Source organism: Streptomyces sp. NPDC030183, from assembly GCF_055573455.1.
This window is the reverse complement of sequence record NZ_JBVIBK010000002.1, coordinates 146940-165423: the sequence shown is the minus strand read 5'-3', so window position 1 is coordinate 165423 and position 18484 is coordinate 146940. Positions and strand designations below refer to the sequence as shown.

At 71.4% G+C, this 18484-nt stretch carries 14 protein-coding genes and 1 tRNA gene; 5 read left to right on the top strand and 10 right to left on the bottom strand.

Features of this window, described 5'->3' with window-relative positions; genetic code table 11:
* Positions 1-19: 19 nt before the first annotated feature.
* Positions 20-805 carry a dioxygenase family protein gene (locus tag ACZ4Z2_RS03610; RefSeq protein WP_468071936.1) on the bottom strand — a complete coding sequence of 262 codons (786 nt, stop codon included), beginning with the start codon at positions 803-805 and terminating at the stop codon, positions 20-22.
* Positions 806-998: 193 nt separating this feature from the next.
* Here ACZ4Z2_RS03610 and ACZ4Z2_RS03605 point away from each other — a divergent pair, with 193 nt between their 5' ends.
* Positions 999-1505: a MarR family winged helix-turn-helix transcriptional regulator gene (locus tag ACZ4Z2_RS03605; RefSeq protein WP_468071934.1), complete on the top strand. Its 507-nt coding sequence runs from the start codon at positions 999-1001 to the stop codon at positions 1503-1505.
* 382 nt (positions 1506-1887) lie between these two features.
* Here ACZ4Z2_RS03605 and ACZ4Z2_RS03600 read toward each other — a convergent pair whose 3' ends face one another.
* Positions 1888-3426 (bottom strand): MFS transporter, encoded by a 1539-nt coding sequence (locus tag ACZ4Z2_RS03600; RefSeq protein WP_468071932.1) that lies wholly within the window; start codon positions 3424-3426, stop codon positions 1888-1890.
* A gap of 152 nt (positions 3427-3578) precedes the next feature.
* Positions 3579-4220, bottom strand: a complete 642-nt coding sequence (locus ACZ4Z2_RS03595; RefSeq protein ID WP_468071930.1) for a TetR/AcrR family transcriptional regulator — start codon at positions 4218-4220, stop codon at positions 3579-3581.
* Between the two features lie 444 nt (positions 4221-4664).
* Between ACZ4Z2_RS03595 and ACZ4Z2_RS03590 the strand changes: the two genes are divergently transcribed.
* From ACZ4Z2_RS03590 to ACZ4Z2_RS03580, 3 genes are all read left to right on the top strand, one after another.
* Complete coding sequence (locus ACZ4Z2_RS03590) at positions 4665-5951, top strand: M6 family metalloprotease domain-containing protein (RefSeq protein WP_468071928.1); 1287 nt, start codon at positions 4665-4667, stop codon at positions 5949-5951.
* 420 nt (positions 5952-6371) lie between these two features.
* Complete coding sequence (locus tag ACZ4Z2_RS03585; protein WP_468071927.1) at positions 6372-8168, top strand: IclR family transcriptional regulator domain-containing protein; 1797 nt, start codon at positions 6372-6374, stop codon at positions 8166-8168.
* Positions 8169-8346: 178 nt separating this feature from the next.
* On the top strand, positions 8347-9072 hold the full coding sequence (locus ACZ4Z2_RS03580) for a TetR/AcrR family transcriptional regulator (protein WP_468071925.1): 726 nt from the start codon (positions 8347-8349) through the stop codon (positions 9070-9072).
* Between the two features lie 51 nt (positions 9073-9123).
* Here the strand turns inward: ACZ4Z2_RS03580 and ACZ4Z2_RS03575 are convergent, their stop codons facing one another.
* From ACZ4Z2_RS03575 to ACZ4Z2_RS03565, 3 genes are all read right to left on the bottom strand, one after another.
* Positions 9124-9972, bottom strand: coding sequence for an ABC transporter permease (locus ACZ4Z2_RS03575; RefSeq protein ID WP_468071923.1), 849 nt, complete (start codon positions 9970-9972; stop codon positions 9124-9126).
* Between the two features lie 2 nt (positions 9973-9974).
* On the bottom strand, positions 9975-10709 hold the full coding sequence (locus ACZ4Z2_RS03570; RefSeq protein ID WP_468072333.1) for an ABC transporter permease: 735 nt from the start codon (positions 10707-10709) through the stop codon (positions 9975-9977).
* 173 nt (positions 10710-10882) lie between these two features.
* Entirely contained in the window at positions 10883-12151 is a 1269-nt protein-coding gene (locus ACZ4Z2_RS03565; RefSeq protein ID WP_468071921.1) for an ABC transporter ATP-binding protein, read from the bottom strand.
* 290 nt (positions 12152-12441) lie between these two features.
* Between ACZ4Z2_RS03565 and ACZ4Z2_RS03560 the strand changes: the two genes are divergently transcribed.
* Positions 12442-12514 (top strand) — tRNA-Arg (locus tag ACZ4Z2_RS03560).
* A gap of 189 nt (positions 12515-12703) precedes the next feature.
* On the opposite strand, the gene ACZ4Z2_RS03555 is transcribed toward ACZ4Z2_RS03560, so the two are convergent.
* From ACZ4Z2_RS03555 to ACZ4Z2_RS03540, 4 genes are all read right to left on the bottom strand, one after another.
* Positions 12704-12970: a DUF6959 family protein gene (locus ACZ4Z2_RS03555; protein ID WP_468071919.1), complete on the bottom strand. Its 267-nt coding sequence runs from the start codon at positions 12968-12970 to the stop codon at positions 12704-12706.
* 357 nt (positions 12971-13327) lie between these two features.
* Complete coding sequence (locus tag ACZ4Z2_RS03550; protein WP_468071917.1) at positions 13328-16717, bottom strand: S8 family peptidase; 3390 nt, start codon at positions 16715-16717, stop codon at positions 13328-13330.
* The gene (locus tag ACZ4Z2_RS03545) at positions 16718-17797 is read right to left on the bottom strand and encodes a CU044_5270 family protein (RefSeq protein WP_468071915.1); all 1080 of its coding nucleotides are present in this window, start codon (positions 17795-17797) and stop codon (positions 16718-16720) included.
* Positions 17794-18438 (bottom strand): RNA polymerase sigma factor, encoded by a 645-nt coding sequence (locus ACZ4Z2_RS03540; protein WP_468071913.1) that lies wholly within the window; start codon positions 18436-18438, stop codon positions 17794-17796. The genes ACZ4Z2_RS03545 and ACZ4Z2_RS03540 overlap by 4 nt, the downstream gene beginning before the upstream one ends.
* Positions 18439-18484 lie beyond the last annotated feature (46 nt).

Sequence of the window (18484 nt, the reverse complement as noted above, 5' to 3'; positions counted from 1 at the left end):
CTCCTCAGCCGAACGCTCCTCAGCCGAACTGAACCGACCGCTTCGCCAGGCCCATCCAGAACCCGTCGATCACCGACCGCTGGGCGTCCAGCTCGCCGGCGGCCTCGGCCGCGCCCATGGTCACGAAGAGCGGAGCGAAGTGCTCGGTGCGGGGGTGGGCGAGCCGGCCCGCCGGGGACTTGTGGAGGAAGTCGAGGAGGGAATCCCAGTCGCGGGACTCCAGCGCCCGGTTGCCCCAGTCGTCGAACTCGGCGGACCAGGTGGGGATGCCGCCCTGGCGGAGCGCGGCGAGGTTGTGGGTGAAGAAGCCGGAGCCGACGATCAGGACGCCCTCGTCCCGGAGGGGGGCGAGCTTGCGGCCGATGTCCATCAGCTTCAGCGGGTCCAGGGTCGGCATGGAGATCTGGAGGACCGGGACGTCCGCCTCCGGGAACATCTCGACGAGCGGGACGTACGCCCCGTGGTCGAGGCCCCGGTCCGGGATGTCCTGCACCGGTGTGCCGGGGGCCTGGAGCAGCTTGCGCACGGAGGCGGCCAACTCGGGGGCGCCGGGCGCCGGGTACTGGACCGTGTAGTAGTGCTCGGGGAAGCCCCAGAAGTCGTACACCAGGGGGACGGTCTCGACCGCGCCGAGGGCGAGCGGGGCCTCCTCCCAGTGGGCGGAGACCATGAGGATCGCCTTGGGGCGGGGCAGCGTCTTCGACCAGGCGGCCAGTTCGCCGGGCCAGATCGGGTCGTCGGCGAGCGGGGGCGCGCCGTGGCTCAGATAGAGGGTCGGCATGCGCTCGGCGGTGGCGGCGGACATAGGGGTGACTCCCTCGAACTGTACGGCTCCCTGGAGCACGCCGGCCTCAAGCGGGCCGCTGCGGGTCGCTTCAGGCTCTTCGGTTGCTGTGAGACCTCGCCCCACTCCCCAGTAGTTGAAGTCTCAATATTTCTTGTTTCACCTTACATCTCTATAGTTCAAAATTCAAGAAGGGTGCTCGTAGAGTGGAGGTATGAAGACACCGTCCGCCGCCGAAGAACCGCGCTGGCTCACCGAAGAGGAACAGCGCGTCTGGCTCGCCTATGTCCATGGCACGACCCTGCTCGACGACCACCTCGATCGCCAGTTGCAGCGCGACGCGGGTATGCCGCACCTCTACTACCACCTGCTCGTGGTGCTGTCCGGCGAGCCGCAGCGACGGCTGCGGATGACCGAGCTGGCGATGCACACGAAGATCACCCGCTCACGCCTCTCGCACGCCATCGCCCGCCTGGAGAAGAACGGGTGGGTGCGGCGCGAGGACTGTCCCTCGGACAAGCGGGGGCAGTTCGCCGTGCTCACGGACGGCGGGTTCGAGATCCTGGCGAAGAGCGCGCCGGGACACGTGGCCGCGGTGCGGCAGGCGTTGTTCGACCGGTTGACACCGGAACAGCAGAAAGCCCTCGGCGAGATCATGGGGATCATCGCCGAGGGGCTTCAGCCGAAGGAGGCGGGGGCGGACCTGCCGTGGCTGCGCTAGCCGCTCCGCCACATGGAGGTCGGGCGCCGAGACCCACGGGGAGTGGGGTGCCGGGGCCCGATCCAGGAGGAGCGGGGCGCAGGGTCTCGGGCCCCTGAGGGCTCGGGGCCCGGGGACCCGCGCTGCCGTGAGCCGTACTCGGCCGGCCGCGTGGGTCCCCACGCCCCTCATGTGGGCCCCGACCGCGGGGCCCGTCCCGTCATCAGTGGGCGATGCGGGACCCGTCCCCTTGTCAGTGGGCGATGCGGGACCCGTCCCGTCATCAGTGGGCGATGCGGGACCCGTCCCCTTGTCAGTGGGCGAAGCGGGACCCGTCCCGTCGTCAGTGGGCGATGCGGGACCCGTCCCCCCGTCAGTGGGCGAAGCGGGACCCGTCCCGTCGTCAGTGGGCGATCACGGGGACCTTGACCTCGTCCGCCGCGTCATCGCCCGCGCCGACGGTGGCCGTCATGTCCGGCTTGCCGGTGGTGACGAGGGTGAAGGCGATGGCGGCCGACAGGACCAGGATGCCGACGGCGAACCAGATCGCGTTGGTGTAACCGTTGACCATGCCCTGGAGCTGGACGAGCTGCTGCTGGGGGCGGGAGGTCGCGGTGGCGATGTGGTCCTTGATGTAGGACGTGGTCGCGGAGGCGGCGATCGTGTTCAGCAGGGCCGTACCGATGGCGCCGCCGACCTGCTGGGAGGTGTTGACCATCGCGGAGGCGACACCCGCGTCACGCGCTTCCACACCGTGGGTCGCGAGGGACATCGCCGGCATGAACGCCGTACCCATGCCGAGGCCGAGCAGCAGCTGGGCCGGTAGGAGCAGGGCCGGGTACGAGGAGTCGATCTCCATCTGGGTCAGCAGCAGCATGCCGAGGCCCGCGAGCAGGAAGCCCGGCGCCATCAGCAGGCGCGGCGCGACCCGGGTCATGAGGCGGGTGCCGATCTGCGTGGAGCCGACGATCATGCCCGCGATCATGGGCAGGAACGCGAAACCGGTCTTGACCGGGGAGTACCCCTTCACGATCTGCAGGTAGTAGGTCAGGAAGAGGAACAGGCCGAACATCGCGATGATCGCGAGACCGAGGGAGAGGTAGACACCGCCGCGGTTGCGCTCGGTGATCACGCGCAGCGGCAGCAGCGGGGCCTTGACCTTGGACTCGACCAGGACGAACGCGGCGAGCAGCACGGCGGAGGCGATGAAGAGACCGATGGTCATGGAGTCGCCCCAGCCGTCGGACTCGGCGCGGGTGAAGCCGTAGACCAGCGAGACCAGACCCAGGGTGGACAGGACCACGCCGGGGATGTCCAGCGGCGAGCGGTTGCGGCCGCCCTCCGGCTCACGGATGACGAAGTACGCGCCGGCCGCGGCGATCACCGCGAACGGGATGTTGACGAAGAACGTCCAGCGCCAGTCCAGGTACTCGGTGAGGAAACCGCCGAGGATCAGACCCACGGCGCCGCCGCCACCGGCGATCGCACCGTAGATACCGAACGCCTTGGCCCGCTCCTTGGCGTCCGTGAACATCACGGCGAGCAGGGAGAGCGCGGCGGGCGCGAGCAGCGCGCCGAAGGCACCCTGGAGGGCTCGGGCGCCCAGCATCATGGCCTCACCGGTGGCCGCGCCGCCCAGCGCGGAGGCGCCGGCGAAGCCGATCAGACCGGTGACGAAGGTGCGCTTGCGCCCCCACAGGTCGGAGATACGGCCACCGAAGAGGAGCAGACCACCGAAGGCCAGGGCGTACGCCGTGATGACCCACTGGCGGTTGCCGTCGGATATCCCGAGGTCCTCCTGGGCGGACGGCAGGGCGATGTTCACGATGGTCGCGTCGAGGACGACCATCAGCTGGGCGAGCGCGATGAACACGAGCGCTTTCCAGCGGTTGGAGTGCGAGTCGTCCACCGTATCGGGGACATTCCGGGCTGTTGCAGACATGGCGGTACCCACTTCGGGACTTCGAGACGGAAAAAGTCAGGTGAAAGCGATGCGACGCGACGCGACGCGACAAGACGCCGATGGCGGAAGGACGGAGTAACGAAAGAAACGGAAGGACGGAGGAAGGAGGAAGGAAGGAGGATCGGATCAGGTCAGGCTCGGCGCAGGTCCTCCATCGTCACGGCGGTGCCGGGCAGTTCGGAGCGGGCCGGGGCCCGCAGGCCGTCGAGCAGCAGCTGCAGATGGCGGTGGAGGAAACGGTCGACACCCGCGCACTGGGTGCCGGCCGGGGGGCGGCTGAGCTGGCTGATGGCGAGCATCAGATCGCCGACGCTGACGTCGTCACGGAGCTGTCCGGCCCGTTGGGCCCGCTCCATGATCGCGGCGGTCAGCTCCTCCAGCCGTTCGCGTGCCGCCTCCAGGTCGGGGTGGTTCTGGTCGAAGGTGCTCTGGACCATCGGGCAGAGTGCGCTGATCCGTTCGTCGGCGGCGGCGTGCACGAAGCGGGAGAGCGCCTCGAACGCGTCACCGGTCTCCTCCAGCGCGACTTCCGCCGCCAGCGCCGTACGGTCCATGACCGAGCAGACGACCTCGCGGACCAGTGCGTCGCGGTCCGGGAAGTTGCGGTACACCGTGGCGTTGCCGACGCCGGCCCGGCGGGCGATCTCGTCGAGCGGCACGTCGGGGCCGAACTCGACGAACATCTCCCGGGCGGCGGTGACGATCCGCTCCCGGTTGCGCAGGGCGTCCGCCCGGGGACGGGAAACCTTGCGCACGGGGGTGGCGGTCTGCACGGCATACCTCCTGACGACAGGGAGAGCGGGATCCGGGGAGTGTCTCCCCGTTTCGCTCGGACACCTGACTAAACGGGGAGACGGTCCCCGGTTATTTCCCGTCGCCGAAGAGATTTCCCGTGACCTGGGTCACATCGCAGCAGCCGCCCTTTCGAAGTGACCTGGGTCACGCCGTCGCGTGCGGTCACGAGCGGTCGCGTGCGGTCGCGTGCGGAGAACCCTCGTTCGGCCCATCCAGCGCGCGTCCCCGCCCGGCCCGCCACAGGGTGATCGAAAGGGTGCGGCCGTGGCCCGGGCGGCTGCCGTGGAGCGAAGGGCGCGTGCATGCAGCAGCCGTTCCGCCGAAACGGGATACCCGAGCGCCGGCCGACCGCACCACGTCGGCCACGGCCACGGCGCGCGTGGCGGGCGCGCCGGACGGACGGCACCCACGCGACGAGCGGCATGGGAGGCAAGGGCGCCATGGGCGGCATACGCCCCCGGCGGGCCGTCGCGCTCGCCTCGGTCACCGCCCTCATGTTCGCGCTCAGCACCTCCGCCGGGACCGGGCACCTCGTGGCGAAGGAGACCAGGACGGCCGCGGGAGCGGTCGCCGTGGCTCCCGGTTCCGGGCTCGACCCCTGCATGATCCGCGGCCGGCCCGGCGTCCAGATGTCCGAGGGCATTCCGACCCAGCCCGGCTACTCCCGCTCCACCGGCACGGTCCGCGCCCTCAACCTGATGATCGACTTCTCCGACGCGCCGGGCGAGGGCAGCGCGATGGACCGCTTCGCCGAGTTCGCCCCGCAGACCCAGAAGTGGTTCCGGACGAGCAGTTACGGCCGTGTCGACTACCGGCCCGAGGCCCCGGTCACCGAGTGGCTGCGGATGCCGGAGACGTTCCGCTCGTACGGGATAGAACGCGGGGTGCCCTTCGAGCCGGGGTACCGCCGGCTGGTCCAGGACCTGGTGCGGGTCGCCGACCCCGTCGTGGACTTCCGGACGTACGACCTGGTCAACGTCCTCGTCACCCCGAACGCGGGTCCCTCCGCCCTCGACACGGTCCTGTCGGTGACGTTCGCCGGGAACAGGGAGGCGCCGGTCGCGGACGGCGTCCCCGTCGCCAACGCGTCGTTCGTGTACAGCCGCCAGGACGACGGCTCCGGCACGTACCGGGAGACGGGTTACCGCGTCCTTCCCCACGAGAACGGCCATGTCTTCGGCCTGCCCGACCTCTACACCCATGAGGGCGGGGGCGCGGTCGGGCACTGGGACATCATGAGCGAGGACTGGGGCGTCGACAACGACATGCTGGGCTGGCACAAGTGGAAGCTCGGGTGGCTGGACGCGACGCAGGTGGGCTGCGTGTCCGAGCCCGGTGCGGCGGAGTACACGCTCACCCCGCTCGCCGCGGCCGGGGGGCCCAAGCTGGTGGTGGTGCCGCTGACGGCGCGCACGGCGTACGCGGTCGAGCTGCGGACCCGGGCGGGCAACGATGTCGCCGTCTGCCGTCCCGGTGTCCTCGTCTACAGGGTCGACGCGGACATCGACACCGGGAACGGGCCGATTCAGGTGTACGACTCCCGCCGGGACAGCGGGGGGTGCACCCGCAGCCCCAACGTCCACGCGGAACTGTCCGACGCGCCGTTCGTACCGGGCGAGACCTTCAAGGACACGAGGGTGGGGGTGGAGATCAGCGTCACGGGCAGGGACGAGTCCGGCAACCACCGGGTGGTGGTGAGCCGACGGTGAGGGGGGATGCGGGGGGCATGTGGGTGGGGGGTGTGGGGGTGCCTTGGGCGGGGGTGCCTTGGGCGGGGGTGCCTTGGGCGGGGGGCATGTGCGGGTCGGTGGGGGCCGTTCGCGCAGTTCTCCGCGCACCTGAACGGCGCGGGGTCAAAGCCGCGGCGGAGCCGCCGGCTTTCAGGGGCGCGGGGAACTGCGCGAACGGCCACGACGGTGTCGCAGTCGCCCGACGACGCACACCCCCGAGCTAGTAGGCACCCGACCCCAACCACCCCGCAACCCGAGCTAATAGGCGCCCGACGCCCACCCACCCCGCACCCCCAAGCCTCATAGGCGCCCGGCCCCCACCCAAACCGCACCCCCCGAGCCAAGAGGCGCCCGACCACCCTGCCGAGCGGCGCAGCCGGCCCGCATTACCGTGGCCCCATGCGCCCGAACGTCCCGAGTGACGCCGACCCCGACCCCGGCTCCACCCCAGGCCCAGGCCCCGGCCCCACCCCGAACCCCGGCCTCGGCCCCACCCCGAACCCCGGCCTCGGCCCCCGCTCCGTCGGCCCCGTCGGCCCCGTCGGCCCCGCCACCCCCCTGCCCGGCGAGGCCGTCGCCCCCCTCGTGCGGGGGATCACCGTGCTGCGGCGGCTCACCGAGGCGGACGGCGCGTTGAGTCTGAGCGGGCTGGAGAAGGCCACCGGCCTCGCACGCTCCACGGTCGACCGCATCACCGCGACGCTGGCCCGGATGGGCTACGTACGCCTGGACGGCCGCGACGCGGTCCTCGCCCCCCGGCTGATGGAACTGGGCAACGCCTACCTCGCCTCGATCCGCCTCCCCCGCCTCCTCGACGCCCACGCGGACGCCCTCGCCGACGAACTGGACGAGTCCGTGTCGCTCGCGGTCGCCGACCGGGACGGCGTCCGCTTCATCCACCAGGCGACCCGCCGCCGTGCGATGTCCCTCAGCTTCCGCATCGGCGACCTGCTCCCCGCCGAACGCACCGCCCCCGGCCCGCTGTTCGCCACCGAGTGGGGCCCCGGGGACTGGGCCCGCTGGCGCGCCCGCCGCGAGGCCGACCCGGAGGGCCGCGGCTTCCCCGCCGTTCCGCCGCGCGAGGGGGCGTACGACGACTTCGAGGCCCGTACGCGGGCGGCGGGCACCGAGGGGTGGGCGCTGGACGACCAGTTGATCGAGCCGGGGCTGATCGCGGTGTCCGTACCCGTACGGGATCCCCGTACGGGCCGGGTCGCGTGCGTGGCGAGCGTCGTCAGCCACACCAGCCGGCACACCCCCGGCTCACTGACCTCGACGCTCCTGCCCCGGCTGCGGGCGACCGTCGCGCGGATGGAGGCGGAGCTGGCACGGGAGCCGCGCGATCCCGCCGCCCTGGAGCACGGCTCCCCGGCCCCGTCCGGTCTCGCCGCCTGGACGGGCGCGTCCAAGCAGGAACTGGGCCGGGAGTTCATCGAGTCGCTCGCCCGGGGGCTCACGGTCATCACCTCCTTCGGCGAGGGCCGCGCCGACCTCACCCTCACCGACGTCGCCCGTGCCACCGGCCTCGCCCGGGCCACGGCCCGCCGGGCGCTGATCACGCTGGAACACCTCGGGTACGTCGAGTCGTACGACCGCGTCTTCCGCCTCACCCCCCGCGTCCTGGGCCTCGGTTTCCCGCCCCTGTCGATGCTGCCGCTCCCCCGGATCGCCGCCCCGCACCTGGCGGAACTCTCCGCGAAGGTGCACGACTCGGCGTCCCTCGCGGTCCTCACCGCGGCCGGGGACGAGGTGCAGTACACGGCTCGGGTCGCCACCAGCCGCATCATGAGCGTCAACATCACGCTCGGCACCCGGCTCCCCGCGTACGCGACCTCCCTGGGCCGTGTGATGCTCGCCGGCCTCCTCCCGGAGGTCTCCCTCCCCGAGCGGCTCGTCCCGCTGACCCCCCGTTCCGTGACGGACCGCCGGGAACTCCTCACCGTCCTGGAGCGTGTCCGCACTGACGGCTACGCCCTGGTCGACGGCGAACTTGAGGAGGGCCTGCGCTCCATCGCCGTCCCCGTCCACGACCGCGACGGCCATGTCACGGCCGCCGTCAACGTCGCGATGCACAGCAGCCGGCGGTCGGTGGAGCAGTGCGTGGAGGAGGTCCTGCCGGAGCTGCGGGCGACAGTGGAGCGCATCGAGGGCGAGCTGCGGGTGGCGGGGATGTTCCGCCGCGTGTCAGCCGTCTGACCCGTCTCCGGACGCGGCGCGAAACCGTACGCCCGACTCATGATGCGCTGCGAACACCGGACGCCCGTCTCATCCTGCGCTGCGAACACCGTACGCCCGCCTCGTCGCGCGTACGCAGCCTGCGAATACCGTGCGCTACGGTGACCGGCACCAGCCGTCGACACGAGAGGAACCGGCCATGCCAGCCGAGCAGCAGGGCTTCCAGTCGGTGTGGACCCGCCCCCGGACCGGCCGGGAGCAGCCCGCGCTGAGCAGGGAGCACATCGTGGCCGAGGCCCTGCGCCTGCTCGACGAGGAGGGCATCGACGCCCTCAGCATGCGCAAGCTCGGCGGCCGGCTGGGCGCGGGCGCCACCTCGCTCTACCGTCACGTCGCCAACAAGGACGAGCTGATCGAACTGGCCGTCGACGAGGTCTACGGCGAGATCGAGGTCACCGCCTCCCCCGACCCCGCCACCTGGCGCGCCGACACGGCCCGGTGCGCTCACAGCCTGCGCGCGACGATCCTGCGCCACCCCTGGCTCGCCTCTGTGCTCGGCGAGATGGGCATGTCCTACCTCGGCCCCAACTGGATGCGCGTCTCCGAGGCCATGCTGAAGCTGCTCACCACGGCCGGTTTCCCGGCCGAGGAGGCGGACCGGGCCCTCGGCACGCTCGTCGCGTACGTCACCGGCATGGCCACGAGCGAGGCCGCCTGGCTCACCGTCCTCGCCCGCAGCGGCCAGGACGAACAGACGCTGGTCGAGCGCCTGTGGCCGGCCGCCGAGGAGGCCGCCCAGGACTATCCGCTGCTGCGGGAGGGCTACGCCGAACAGCGCGGCGCGGACCCGCGGACCGCGCGGGAGGAGGGGTTCCAGTACGGGTTGGAGCGCGTACTGGACGGTCTGGCGACGCGACTGACGTAGCCGCGCCGCAGCTCCGCCGCACCGCCGCGCCGCACAACCCCCGTCGTCCGGTCACCCGTTGACGCCGGTGTAGCGGCTGAGGCTCCAGTTCCACAGCAGCCGGGACAGCACGAAGGCGACGAGGCCGACGAACGGCGCGGCCACCGCGAGCGCCCGCGGTACGCCCATGTCGTCGCCGTGCCCGGTCAGCACCCCGGCCGGGAAGTAGGCGATGAAGGCGAGCGGCACGACGAAGGTGAACGCGGCGGAGGCGGCCTTCGGCAGGATGCTCAGCGGATAGCTGCCGAAGGTGCCCATCAGTTCCTCCAGCCACTGGGCCCAGTACGAGGTGGCCGGGAAGTGGAACGCGGCGGCGGCCAGCGCCGTGAACAGCGCGGCCTCGACCAGCATCCCGCCGAGGACGCCCGCCACCACGTACGCGATCCGCCCCGCCGTCCACTCCAGCGAGCTCCGCTGGACCGCGGCGGCGAACAGCCCGGCCGCGACGACCAGGTCGCCGATGGCGTTGACGGGGAAGAAGGCGAGCTGGACCTGCCGGTACACCGGCATGGGCCGGATCAGGCAGGGGTCGACGATCCCCTCCTGGACGAGGATGTTCATGTACTGGACGCGGCCGAGGAACAGCACGTACAGCCCGTGGGCGAGCATGCGCATGCTCGCGATCAGCAGGACGTCGGAGCTGGACCAGCCGCCGAGCCCGGGGAACCGGGTGAGCAGCACCGAGGCGAAGACGATGATCGAGACCTGCCAGATCGCCCCGATGGCGACTCCCATCAGGAACTCGCCCCGGTACTCCAGCCGCGCCTTGAAGTTGAGCCTGGTGATCCGCCAGACGACACGGGCGGCCCGCAGCCCGCTGGTGGACGCGGTCCGGGCCCCCTTGGTGGACGGAGTGCTCATGGTCATCCTCCCTGGGCCACGACGCGTCGGTCGGCCATGCCCCACAACCGGCGGGTGAGCAGCGCGAGCAGCACGATCCACACGCCCTGGACCGCCATCTGCCCGAACGCGTCACCGACCCCGATGCGGCCGACGTAGATGGAGAGGGGTACGCCGAGGGTCGCCTGGAACGGCAGGAACGCGCTGAGGGTGATGAACCAGTCCGGGAAGTACCACAGGGGCGCGTACACGCCGGAGAGCAGGTTCTGGGCGAAGACGAGGATAAGGAGGGCCGACTCGTTGCGCAGCGTCCAGAAGCACAGCAGGTCGACGAGCATCATCACGTAGTACAGGACGAGTTGGCCGAGCAGCATGCTCACGAGGAAGACCGCGGCGACCTCGGCGGAGGCGGGCGGGGCGACGACCCCGGCGGCGAGGCAGAGCACGTATCCGCCGAGCACCCAGCCGAAGCCGTACACCTGGTCGCCGAGGGCGCGGAGCGCGTAGTAGCGCTGGGGCCGCATGGGCCGCAGGTACCAGTAGACGATCGTGCCGAAGTGCAGGTGCTGGATGACGGTGTCGCGCCCGGCCCGCCGGTCCAGCCCGCGGACGCGGCCCGCCAGCACGGCGAGCACGGCGTACCCGACGGCCTGGGTCTCGTCGAGCCCGGCGCTGGACTCGGTGTTCGCGTAAAGCCCTCGCCAGAGGTAGACGACGAGACACACCTGCACGAGCAGCCGCACGGCGGTGGCGGTCATCCGCGGCGGGGCGAGGAACTCACCGCGTGGCGTGATGGAGGCGACGCGGCGGATGCGGGAGAGGGCGGAGGTGGGGGTGGAGGGGGATGGGGAGTGGGAGTGGGAGTGAGAGTGGGAGGGGGAGTCGGTGGGCGCGGGGGTGGGGGTGACGGGTGGGGGCGTGGGGGCCATGGTCAGCCGCCCTTGGTGGCGGAGGTGACGGCGTCCGGGGAGGCGGAGGTGACGGCGTCCGGGGAGGACGCGGCGGACGGGTCCTCCCCGGACATCACCCCGGAACCCAGCCCCGGCACATCGCTGAGGTAGGCGGAACGCATGACGTCTTCCAGGTCGTTCTCCTCCAGGGCGAGATCGGTGACCTGGAAGCGCCCGATGACGACCTTCAGCGCCTCGTGCACGGAGGGGGCGCCGTCGCCGACGGGCCCGAACACGACGCGGGGCCCTTCGCGGCGCAGGACGCCGATGCCAGCGAAGCCGGGCAGGGAGGAGAGGTCGCGCTGGCCGCGGTCGGTGCCGCCGGGGCGGCCGGTGTTTTCGAGGCGGCCGGCGCCTATGAGGCCGCCGGTGCCGCCGGTGCGGCCGGTGCCGTCGGGGCCGTCGGAACTCGCGCCCCCGGCTTCGCGCTCCTGGCGCTCGATCTCCTGGACGTCGGCGGGGTCGGCGAGGGTGGCACGGATCTGCCAGCTGCCGCCGAAGCGGCGCCGGATCTCGTGGAGCGGCCCGTCGAGGACGAAGCGGCCGTGGTTGATGAGGACGACCCGCTCGGCGAGCCGGGCGACCTCGGTCATGTCGTGCGTGGTGAGCAGTACGGTCCGCTCCCGCTCCTCGACCTGGTGCCGCAGGAACCGCCGGACCTGCTCCTTGACGACGACGTCCATGCCGATGGTTGGTTCGTCGAGGAAGACGACGGGAGGGTCGTGGAGGAGCGAGGCGGCGAGATCGCACCGGACGCGCTGCCCGAGGGACAGATGCCGGACGCGGGTGTCCCAGAACTCGGAGAGGTCGAGGAGCCCGTCGAACTCGTCGATGCGTTCCCGGTACCGGTCCTCGGGAACGCCGTAGATGTCGCGGAGGATCGCGAACGACTCCCGGGCGGGCAGATCCCACCACAGCTGGGTCCGCTGCCCGAAGACGGCGCCGATGTTGTGGGCGTTGCGCTCCCGGTCCCGGTGCGGCACGACACCGGCGACGAGCGCCTCGCCGGAGGTGGGGGTGAGGATGCCGGTGAGCATCTTGATGGTGGTGGACTTGCCGGCCCCGTTGGGCCCGAGGAGTGCGAGCAACTCCCCTCTGCCCACACGGAAGTCGACGTCCCGCACCGCGACCTTGGCCACGCGCTCCGGACTGACGAGCGACCTGAGCGCCCCGCCGAGCCCCGGCCGGCGCACGGTCGAATGAAACACCTTGGACAGCCCGCGCGCCTCGATCACCGCGTTCAATGGCATCACATCCGATCTGCTGGGGCCCCTGCCCCGACGGGCTGACCTGAAGGCCGCACCCGACGGGCGGACCCGTAGGGCGGACCCGACGGCCTGACCGGGCGGGCGGAGGACACACTCGCGACAACCACTCAACAGACGACGTCCGAAATACCGAACATCATCCGACACAACGGCGCCGATGCTAGGCCCCTCGCCTCGCCAGGGAGAACCGAATTACCAACCTCGAACCGATCCGACCGCCCCACCACCACCCGCTACACTGGCCGCGGCGAAGCACCACACCACGCCACCCCGCCTTCGTAGCTCAGGGGATAGAGCACCGCTCTCCTAAAGCGGGTGTCGCAGGTTCGAATCCTGCCGGGGGCACAGCAAAAGGGCCAGCTCAGGAGGGTTTCCTCCCAGGCTGGCCCTTCGTCGTGTTCGAGGCCGTGCCACACGCGTGCCACTACGCCCACTCAGCAGTTCATCGGGGCGAAAGGGATACAAACTGGATACGCCGCTCAGCGATCAGTCGGCGCGGGAAACGATTCCGTGGTGCCGAGATGGCCCGGCAGCTCAGTACGGCCGCGGAATCTCGTGCTCGTTCAACGCAGCCTCGTACCGCGACAGCAGAGCATCCAGGTTCGTCAGAAGAAGGCCGACGGAGTCCCGAGCTTCAGCCAGGTCGCCTCGCTCACATGCCTCCATCACCTCAGCCACGTCGCTGTGCAGGATGTGAAGGGAGTCGCCCTGCACCAGGACGCCGGGGAACCGTCTGCCCGGCAGGCGAACCACCGCGTTGTTGCCACCATCGGTGAACAGCTCGGCCTCAATGCGCTCCATCGGATCATCCAACCTGACATCACCGGCTGACATCAACGAGGATGGACGCAGGCGACCTTGAGCGATCACACACGCCATACGGGCATACGGCGTGGGCCGTAGGAGAGCTGCTCGATCGAACGCCTAAAGGAGGTCTCGCAGGTTCGAATCCTGCCGGGGCACAGCAAAAGGGCCAGCTCAGGAGGGTTTCCTCCCAGGCTGGCCCTTGGCCGTTTCAGGCGCCGTGCCACATCCGTGCCTCTACGAGCCCGCCCGATCCTTTTCAGAGGGGTGTGTCTCGGTCGGCAGCGGCGAAGTGCTGAAGTGCTGAAGTGCTCCAGATGATGCGTGATCGCGTCGAGGAGTGTCCGGACCACGTCAGGTCAAGAGGTAGGCCTCCAGGATCGTCACCGCGTAGGTGTTGCCGGTGGTGTCGGTCAGGGTGGATTCGAGGGAGACCGAGCGGGCGTTTTCCGGGTGGGTCAGGGTGAGGGTCCTTTTGCCGTGGGTGGTGGTCACCGGGGCGGGGGACCAGGTCTTGCCGGCGTCGTAGGAGACCTTCACCGTCAGGGATTTCAGGTCGGTGGCCGCCGGGCCCTGAAGGGAGAGGGGGATCGTGGTGCGGCGGCCTGCGGGGGCCGTGCCGGTCGGGGTCAGCTTCGGGTGGAAGCGGACCGTGGAGAGGGGCAGCGAGCCGGAGTCGGACGGGCTGGACGTGAAGGTCCAGGCCGCTGTCAGGCGGCTCGTGGTCGTGGCCACGTCTGACGGGCGGGTCAGATTCGTTCGGATCGTGTAGCGGGCCGGGACGGACGGGAGCTTCTCCACCGTCTGGCAGAGGTCGCCGTCGTTGTCGAGCAGGGTGTTGCCGTCCGCGGTGACCGTGGTGTGGCGTTCGGCGACGGAGGAGGCGGGATGACCGGCCCCGTCGGCGAGGTCGGGGACGCACAGGTCGAGGGTGTCGCCGTCGCGCCGCGCGCCGTGCGGGCCGCCGGTGAGCGGGCTGAAGACACCGACGTTGTACGTGGCCGCGTAGGTCCGGCCTGCCCGGTACGACTTCGGGCCCTCCGTGCCGTAGAAGACGTCGTCGCCGTCGCCGGAGGCGTTTCGCTGGCCCAGGTTGGCCGTCCACTTGAAGCCCTTGGGCGTGGTGACGTAGATCTTCGCGGTCGTCGGCAGCGGGAAGGGGGCGCTCACCGTGCCCAGCGACAGGGTGGGGCCGCTCCACAGGACGTTGACGATGCCCTTGCGGTGGGCGGCGGACGACCCGAAGTCGCGCTTCAGCAGGGCCAGTTCGTTCATGCGCGTGGTGTGCCGATAGCCGGTGGGGAAGCGGTCGGGCAGGTTGTGGAGCAGGTGGTAGGTGGTGCTGCCCTTCTGCCACAGGCCGCCGAGCTGCGTGCTGAGCCTCCCGGCCGCGGCGGTCGGTCCCAGGGTCGCGGTGCGCAGGTTGTTGAACGTTCCCCAGAACAGGGTGCTGTTGTGCGCTTCGCTTCCGGTGTCCCCGGTGCCCACGGCGAGGTTGAGCTGGCCGTCGGACATCTTCGCGCCCTGCGGCGCGGTGATCCCGACCGGCTTCGCCTTGCGCGCGTCGAAGACGACCGTGGTGTCCCCGGTCAGCGAGAGCCGCGGCCGGACCAGCGCGGAGGTGCCCCCGGCGTCGTCCAGCACGGTGTCCACGACATAGTCGCCGCGCGGGACCCGCACCCGGTACACGCCCTTGGAGATCTGCTCGGAGTCCTTGAGGTTCGTGGTCCAGTACGTGCCCGAGTACCCGAGGATCTCGGTCAGCGGAGCGCTCACGGGCTTGCCGCCGCGGTCGAGGAACTTCAGGGTGAGGTCGTACGACTCGGCCTCGCGTACGACGCCGAAGGCGGTCCGTACGGCAGCGGGGTCGGCGGCAGCGGCGGCGGCGCCGTTCCGCGCGGTGGCGACCAGCGTGCCCGAGTAGGCGCCGTCCGCCGCCTCGACGCGGGTGTCCGCGGTGAGGTCGACGCCGGCGGTGCCGCCCGCCGGGACGGTGAGCCGTGTGGTGCTCAGCGTGAACATGCCTTCGGGGGCCGTGCTGCCTCCGGGGCCGGTCGCGGTGGCCGTCAGGTCGAGGGTGACGGGGTGGTCGCCGTCGTTGCGGTAGGTGATGTGCCGGGTGACCGGCCGGTCGTCGGTGTGGGGCCACCGCTGCTTGCCGAAGGACACGGAGGTCTGTTCGCTCGCCACCACCCCCTGAAGTGCCCGGGACACGTCGAGCCGGCCCGTCCCCTGCTGGTAGCCGGTCGCGCCGGTGGTCGGGGTGGTGGACGCGGTGAGCGCCTGCTTGATCCGTGCGCCGGTCCAGTCGGGGTGCCGCTGGGCGAGGATCGCGGCCGCCCCCGCCGCGTGGGGTGTCGCCATCGACGTACCGGACATGGAGACATAGCCGTCGGCCGCCGGGTCGCCCAGGTGGCCGTGCGCCGCCTTCGCCGAGACGATGTCCACGCCCGGCGCCGTGAGGTCCGGTTTCAGCGCGCTGTCGGCGGTCGGGCCGGTGCTGGAGAAGTCGGCGAGCCGGTCCTCGCCGTCGACGGCGCCCACCGTGAGCGCCGATTCCGCGGCCCCCGGGGAGCCGACGGTTCCCGCGTCGGGGCCCTCGTTGCCGGCCGCGGCGACGGTGAGCATGCCGGTGCTCTTCGAGAGGGCGTTCACCGCCGCCTCGACCGGGTCCTCCCCCGGGGTGTCGTCCTGGCCCAGGCTGAGGTTGGCCACCCTGGCGCCCTGTCCGGCGGCCCACTCCAGGCCGGCGATGACGCTGGAGTCGCTGCCCTCGCCGCTGTCGTCCAGCACCTTGGCGTTGAGGATCCCGGCACCGGGCGCGACGCCCTTGTACCGGCCGTCGGACCGTGCGCCCGAGCCCGCCAGCGTCGCGGCCACATGGGTGCCGTGGCCGGCCATGTCGTCGGTGCTGCCGGTGGCGGTGAAGTTCTTCGAGGCCTTCACCGCCGAGGCGAGGTCCGGGTGTGTGGTGTCGACGCCGGTGTCCAGGACGGCGACCTTGACGCCCTTGCCGTCGTATCCGGCCGCCCAGGCGGCCGGGGCGCCGATCTGCGCGACGCCGCCGCCCGCCTCCCCAGCCTTCGCGCCGTCTACGTCCGCGGGCGCCTTGAACCGGCCGTCCAGCCAGACCCGCGCGACTCCCTGCTCCTCGGTGAGGGCCTGCCACATGTCGTCGGCCCCGGCCTTGGGCACGGTGATCGCGGCGCCCCGCACGCTGGGCAGCTCCCGGCGCACGGTGGCGTCCGCGTCCGCGACCAGCGACTTCTGCGTACTCCTGCGCTGGGCGGACTTGCCCTCGTACGACACGATCAACGGGAGCGTGCCCCGCCGGGTGTCGTCGTAGCCGGCCCGTGTCAGGCCGCTGACGTCGAACAGCCGCATGTCCAGCACGCCTTGGCCGATCAGGGCGGCGGCGTCGGCGGGAACGACGTACTGATCGCCCCCGACGCCGCGCACGGACACCGGGACGTGCTCACGGCCCGGTGCCCGCCGTACGCCCGTCACCCGGCCGTGGGTGTCCAGCCGGACCCGGTCGCCGGTGAGGAGGGTGACGTACCGGCCTGTCGCGGAGGCGGAGCCCGCGGCCCGCGCGCCGGGGGCGGAGCCGCCGGGCGCCGCGACCGTGGCGGTGTCCTGCGTCCGTACGCCGAGGCCGGAGCCCGTGGCCGCCACCGAGACGCCCGTCATCAGCCCCGCCACCAGCAGGGCGGCCAGCGAGGCGCTTGTGGTTCTGTCGCGCATTCAGCTCGCCTGCCCGGGGAGCTGCTTGTTGGCGTCGACGACCGCGCGCTCGGTGATCGCGCTGGTGTGCGTGACGGTACCGACCTTGAGGGGATCGTCCGCCGTGGCCTTGACCACCACGATGCGCTCGCCAAGGAACCGCAGTGTCTTCTTGTCGAAGATCCACTCGATGCGCTCGCCGTCGTTCTCCCGCGCGATCGCGACCCCGTGCCGGCCCGTGGCGTCGACCGCGTCGTTCACCGCGACGACGCCGGGGATCTTGGCCGCGGCCTTGTAGAGGGCGGCGCCGACCTCGGCGGGCGGGTAGCTCTCGAACAGCAGATCGCCGATGGCGACGAAGGCGGCCTGGTCGCGCGGGACTTCGGGGTCCCGGACGGCGTCCGACTCGCGGTAGATCCGCTGGAGCAGCGTGTCGGGGTCGGTCGGCAGAGCGGCCAGGGCGTTGTAGGAGCCGGTGAGCGGGGTGTCGCCCTTCAGGGTGATGCCTTTGTCGCTGGTCGCGCCGGCCTCGATCAGCCAGCCGTCCCTGCCGTCGAGGGAGTTCCAGACCTGGCGGGAGTGCAGCTCGTCGCTGACCACCTCGCTCTTGTCGCCGACGGTCTTGATGTAGGTGTCGGCCACCTTCGAGGCGATGTAGATGTACTGGCCCTTGCGCGGGGTGGGCGCCGAGGTGTCGGCGGCGGCCAGGGAGATGCGTTCGAGGAGCTGGGGGGCGCCCTTGGGGTCGGCGACGCCGATGCTGGTGGTCAGTGCGGGGCCGGTGGCCAGGGCGGTCTTGCCGCCGTCGGTCTCGCCGCCGGTGAGGGCGAGGCCGCCCACGACCGCGCCGGCCAGGGCGAGGGCCGCGGCGGGCAGGAGGATCGTACGGCGCAGGAACGGGTTGGGGCGCTTCACGGGCGCGGCGGGAGAGGTGGCGGACGTACGGGAGGGGGTGCGGAGGTCTTCGTGGATCCGGGCCATCATCTGCTCCTTGTGGAACTGGTGGCGGCCCGCCGGCAGATCCCGCTCGGCGGAGGGCAGCAGACTCTGCGTCTCCGTCCACTCGGCCGGGTGGGGCCGGTGGGAGGGGCTGGCGTTCATCGGTTTCCTTCCTGTGCGGACCGGACCGCGTATCCGCGATCACCTGTTATCTGCCGGTTCGTGCGGGTGGGTTCCCGTTTTTCTCCGAGCAGTCGCGCGTCGGTGAGCTTGCGCAGCTTGACGCGGGCGCGGGAGAGGCGGGAGCGGACGGTGCCGACCGGGATGCCCAGGGCGCGAGCCGCTTCGGCGTACTCCATCCCCTCCCACAGGCAGAGCGTCAGGACCTCACGCTCGGGGCGCTTGAGCAGGCTGAGGGCGGCGAGCGTGGCGTTGATACGGCGCCGGTCGTCCAGGCGTCCGGCGGTCTCCTCGGCGTGGTCCTCGACCCGTTCCTCGGCGGCGTGCGCGGCGGCCGCGGCGCTCGCCGCGTTGCGGTAGCGGCGGTTGCTGCGGTGGTGGGAGCGGGCGACGTTGGTGGCGATGCCCAGCAGCCACGGCCGCAGCGAGCCGCCTTCGGCCTCGACCGAGGCCCGGCGCCGCCACGCCTCCATGAAGGTCGTCGACATCACGTCCTCGGCCAGCGACCAGTCGGCGGTCAGGCGGAAGGCGTGGTTGTACACCGCGCGGGCGCACGCGTCGAAGAGTTCCGCGAAGGCGTCCGGATCTCCGTTTCGCACCCGGGTTCGCATATCTGTGGTCACGTCTTGAGCTGACGTACGGTGCGGGCGAGTTCCGGTGAGACACGTC

What these genes read in the sequence shown, in the direction of transcription:
- ACZ4Z2_RS03610 (WP_468071936.1), bottom strand. Translation starts at nt 805, where the DNA reads ATGTCCGCCGCCACCGCCGAGCGCATGCCGACCCTCTATCTGAGCCAC.
- ACZ4Z2_RS03605 (WP_468071934.1), top strand. Translation starts at nt 999, where the DNA reads ATGAAGACACCGTCCGCCGCCGAAGAACCGCGCTGGCTCACCGAAGAG.
- ACZ4Z2_RS03600 (WP_468071932.1), bottom strand. Translation starts at nt 3,426, where the DNA reads ATGTCTGCAACAGCCCGGAATGTCCCCGATACGGTGGACGACTCGCAC.
- ACZ4Z2_RS03590 (WP_468071928.1), top strand. Translation starts at nt 4,665, where the DNA reads ATGGGAGGCAAGGGCGCCATGGGCGGCATACGCCCCCGGCGGGCCGTC.
- ACZ4Z2_RS03585 (WP_468071927.1), top strand. Translation starts at nt 6,372, where the DNA reads ATGCGCCCGAACGTCCCGAGTGACGCCGACCCCGACCCCGGCTCCACC.
- ACZ4Z2_RS03580 (WP_468071925.1), top strand. Translation starts at nt 8,347, where the DNA reads ATGCCAGCCGAGCAGCAGGGCTTCCAGTCGGTGTGGACCCGCCCCCGG.
- ACZ4Z2_RS03575 (WP_468071923.1), bottom strand. Translation starts at nt 9,972, where the DNA reads ATGAGCACTCCGTCCACCAAGGGGGCCCGGACCGCGTCCACCAGCGGG.
- ACZ4Z2_RS03570 (WP_468072333.1), bottom strand. Translation starts at nt 10,709, where the DNA reads ATGACCGCCACCGCCGTGCGGCTGCTCGTGCAGGTGTGTCTCGTCGTC.
- ACZ4Z2_RS03565 (WP_468071921.1), bottom strand. Translation starts at nt 12,151, where the DNA reads ATGCCATTGAACGCGGTGATCGAGGCGCGCGGGCTGTCCAAGGTGTTT.
- ACZ4Z2_RS03555 (WP_468071919.1), bottom strand. Translation starts at nt 12,970, where the DNA reads ATGGAGCGCATTGAGGCCGAGCTGTTCACCGATGGTGGCAACAACGCG.
- ACZ4Z2_RS03550 (WP_468071917.1), bottom strand. Translation starts at nt 16,717, where the DNA reads ATGCGCGACAGAACCACAAGCGCCTCGCTGGCCGCCCTGCTGGTGGCG.
- ACZ4Z2_RS03545 (WP_468071915.1), bottom strand. Translation starts at nt 17,797, where the DNA reads ATGAACGCCAGCCCCTCCCACCGGCCCCACCCGGCCGAGTGGACGGAG.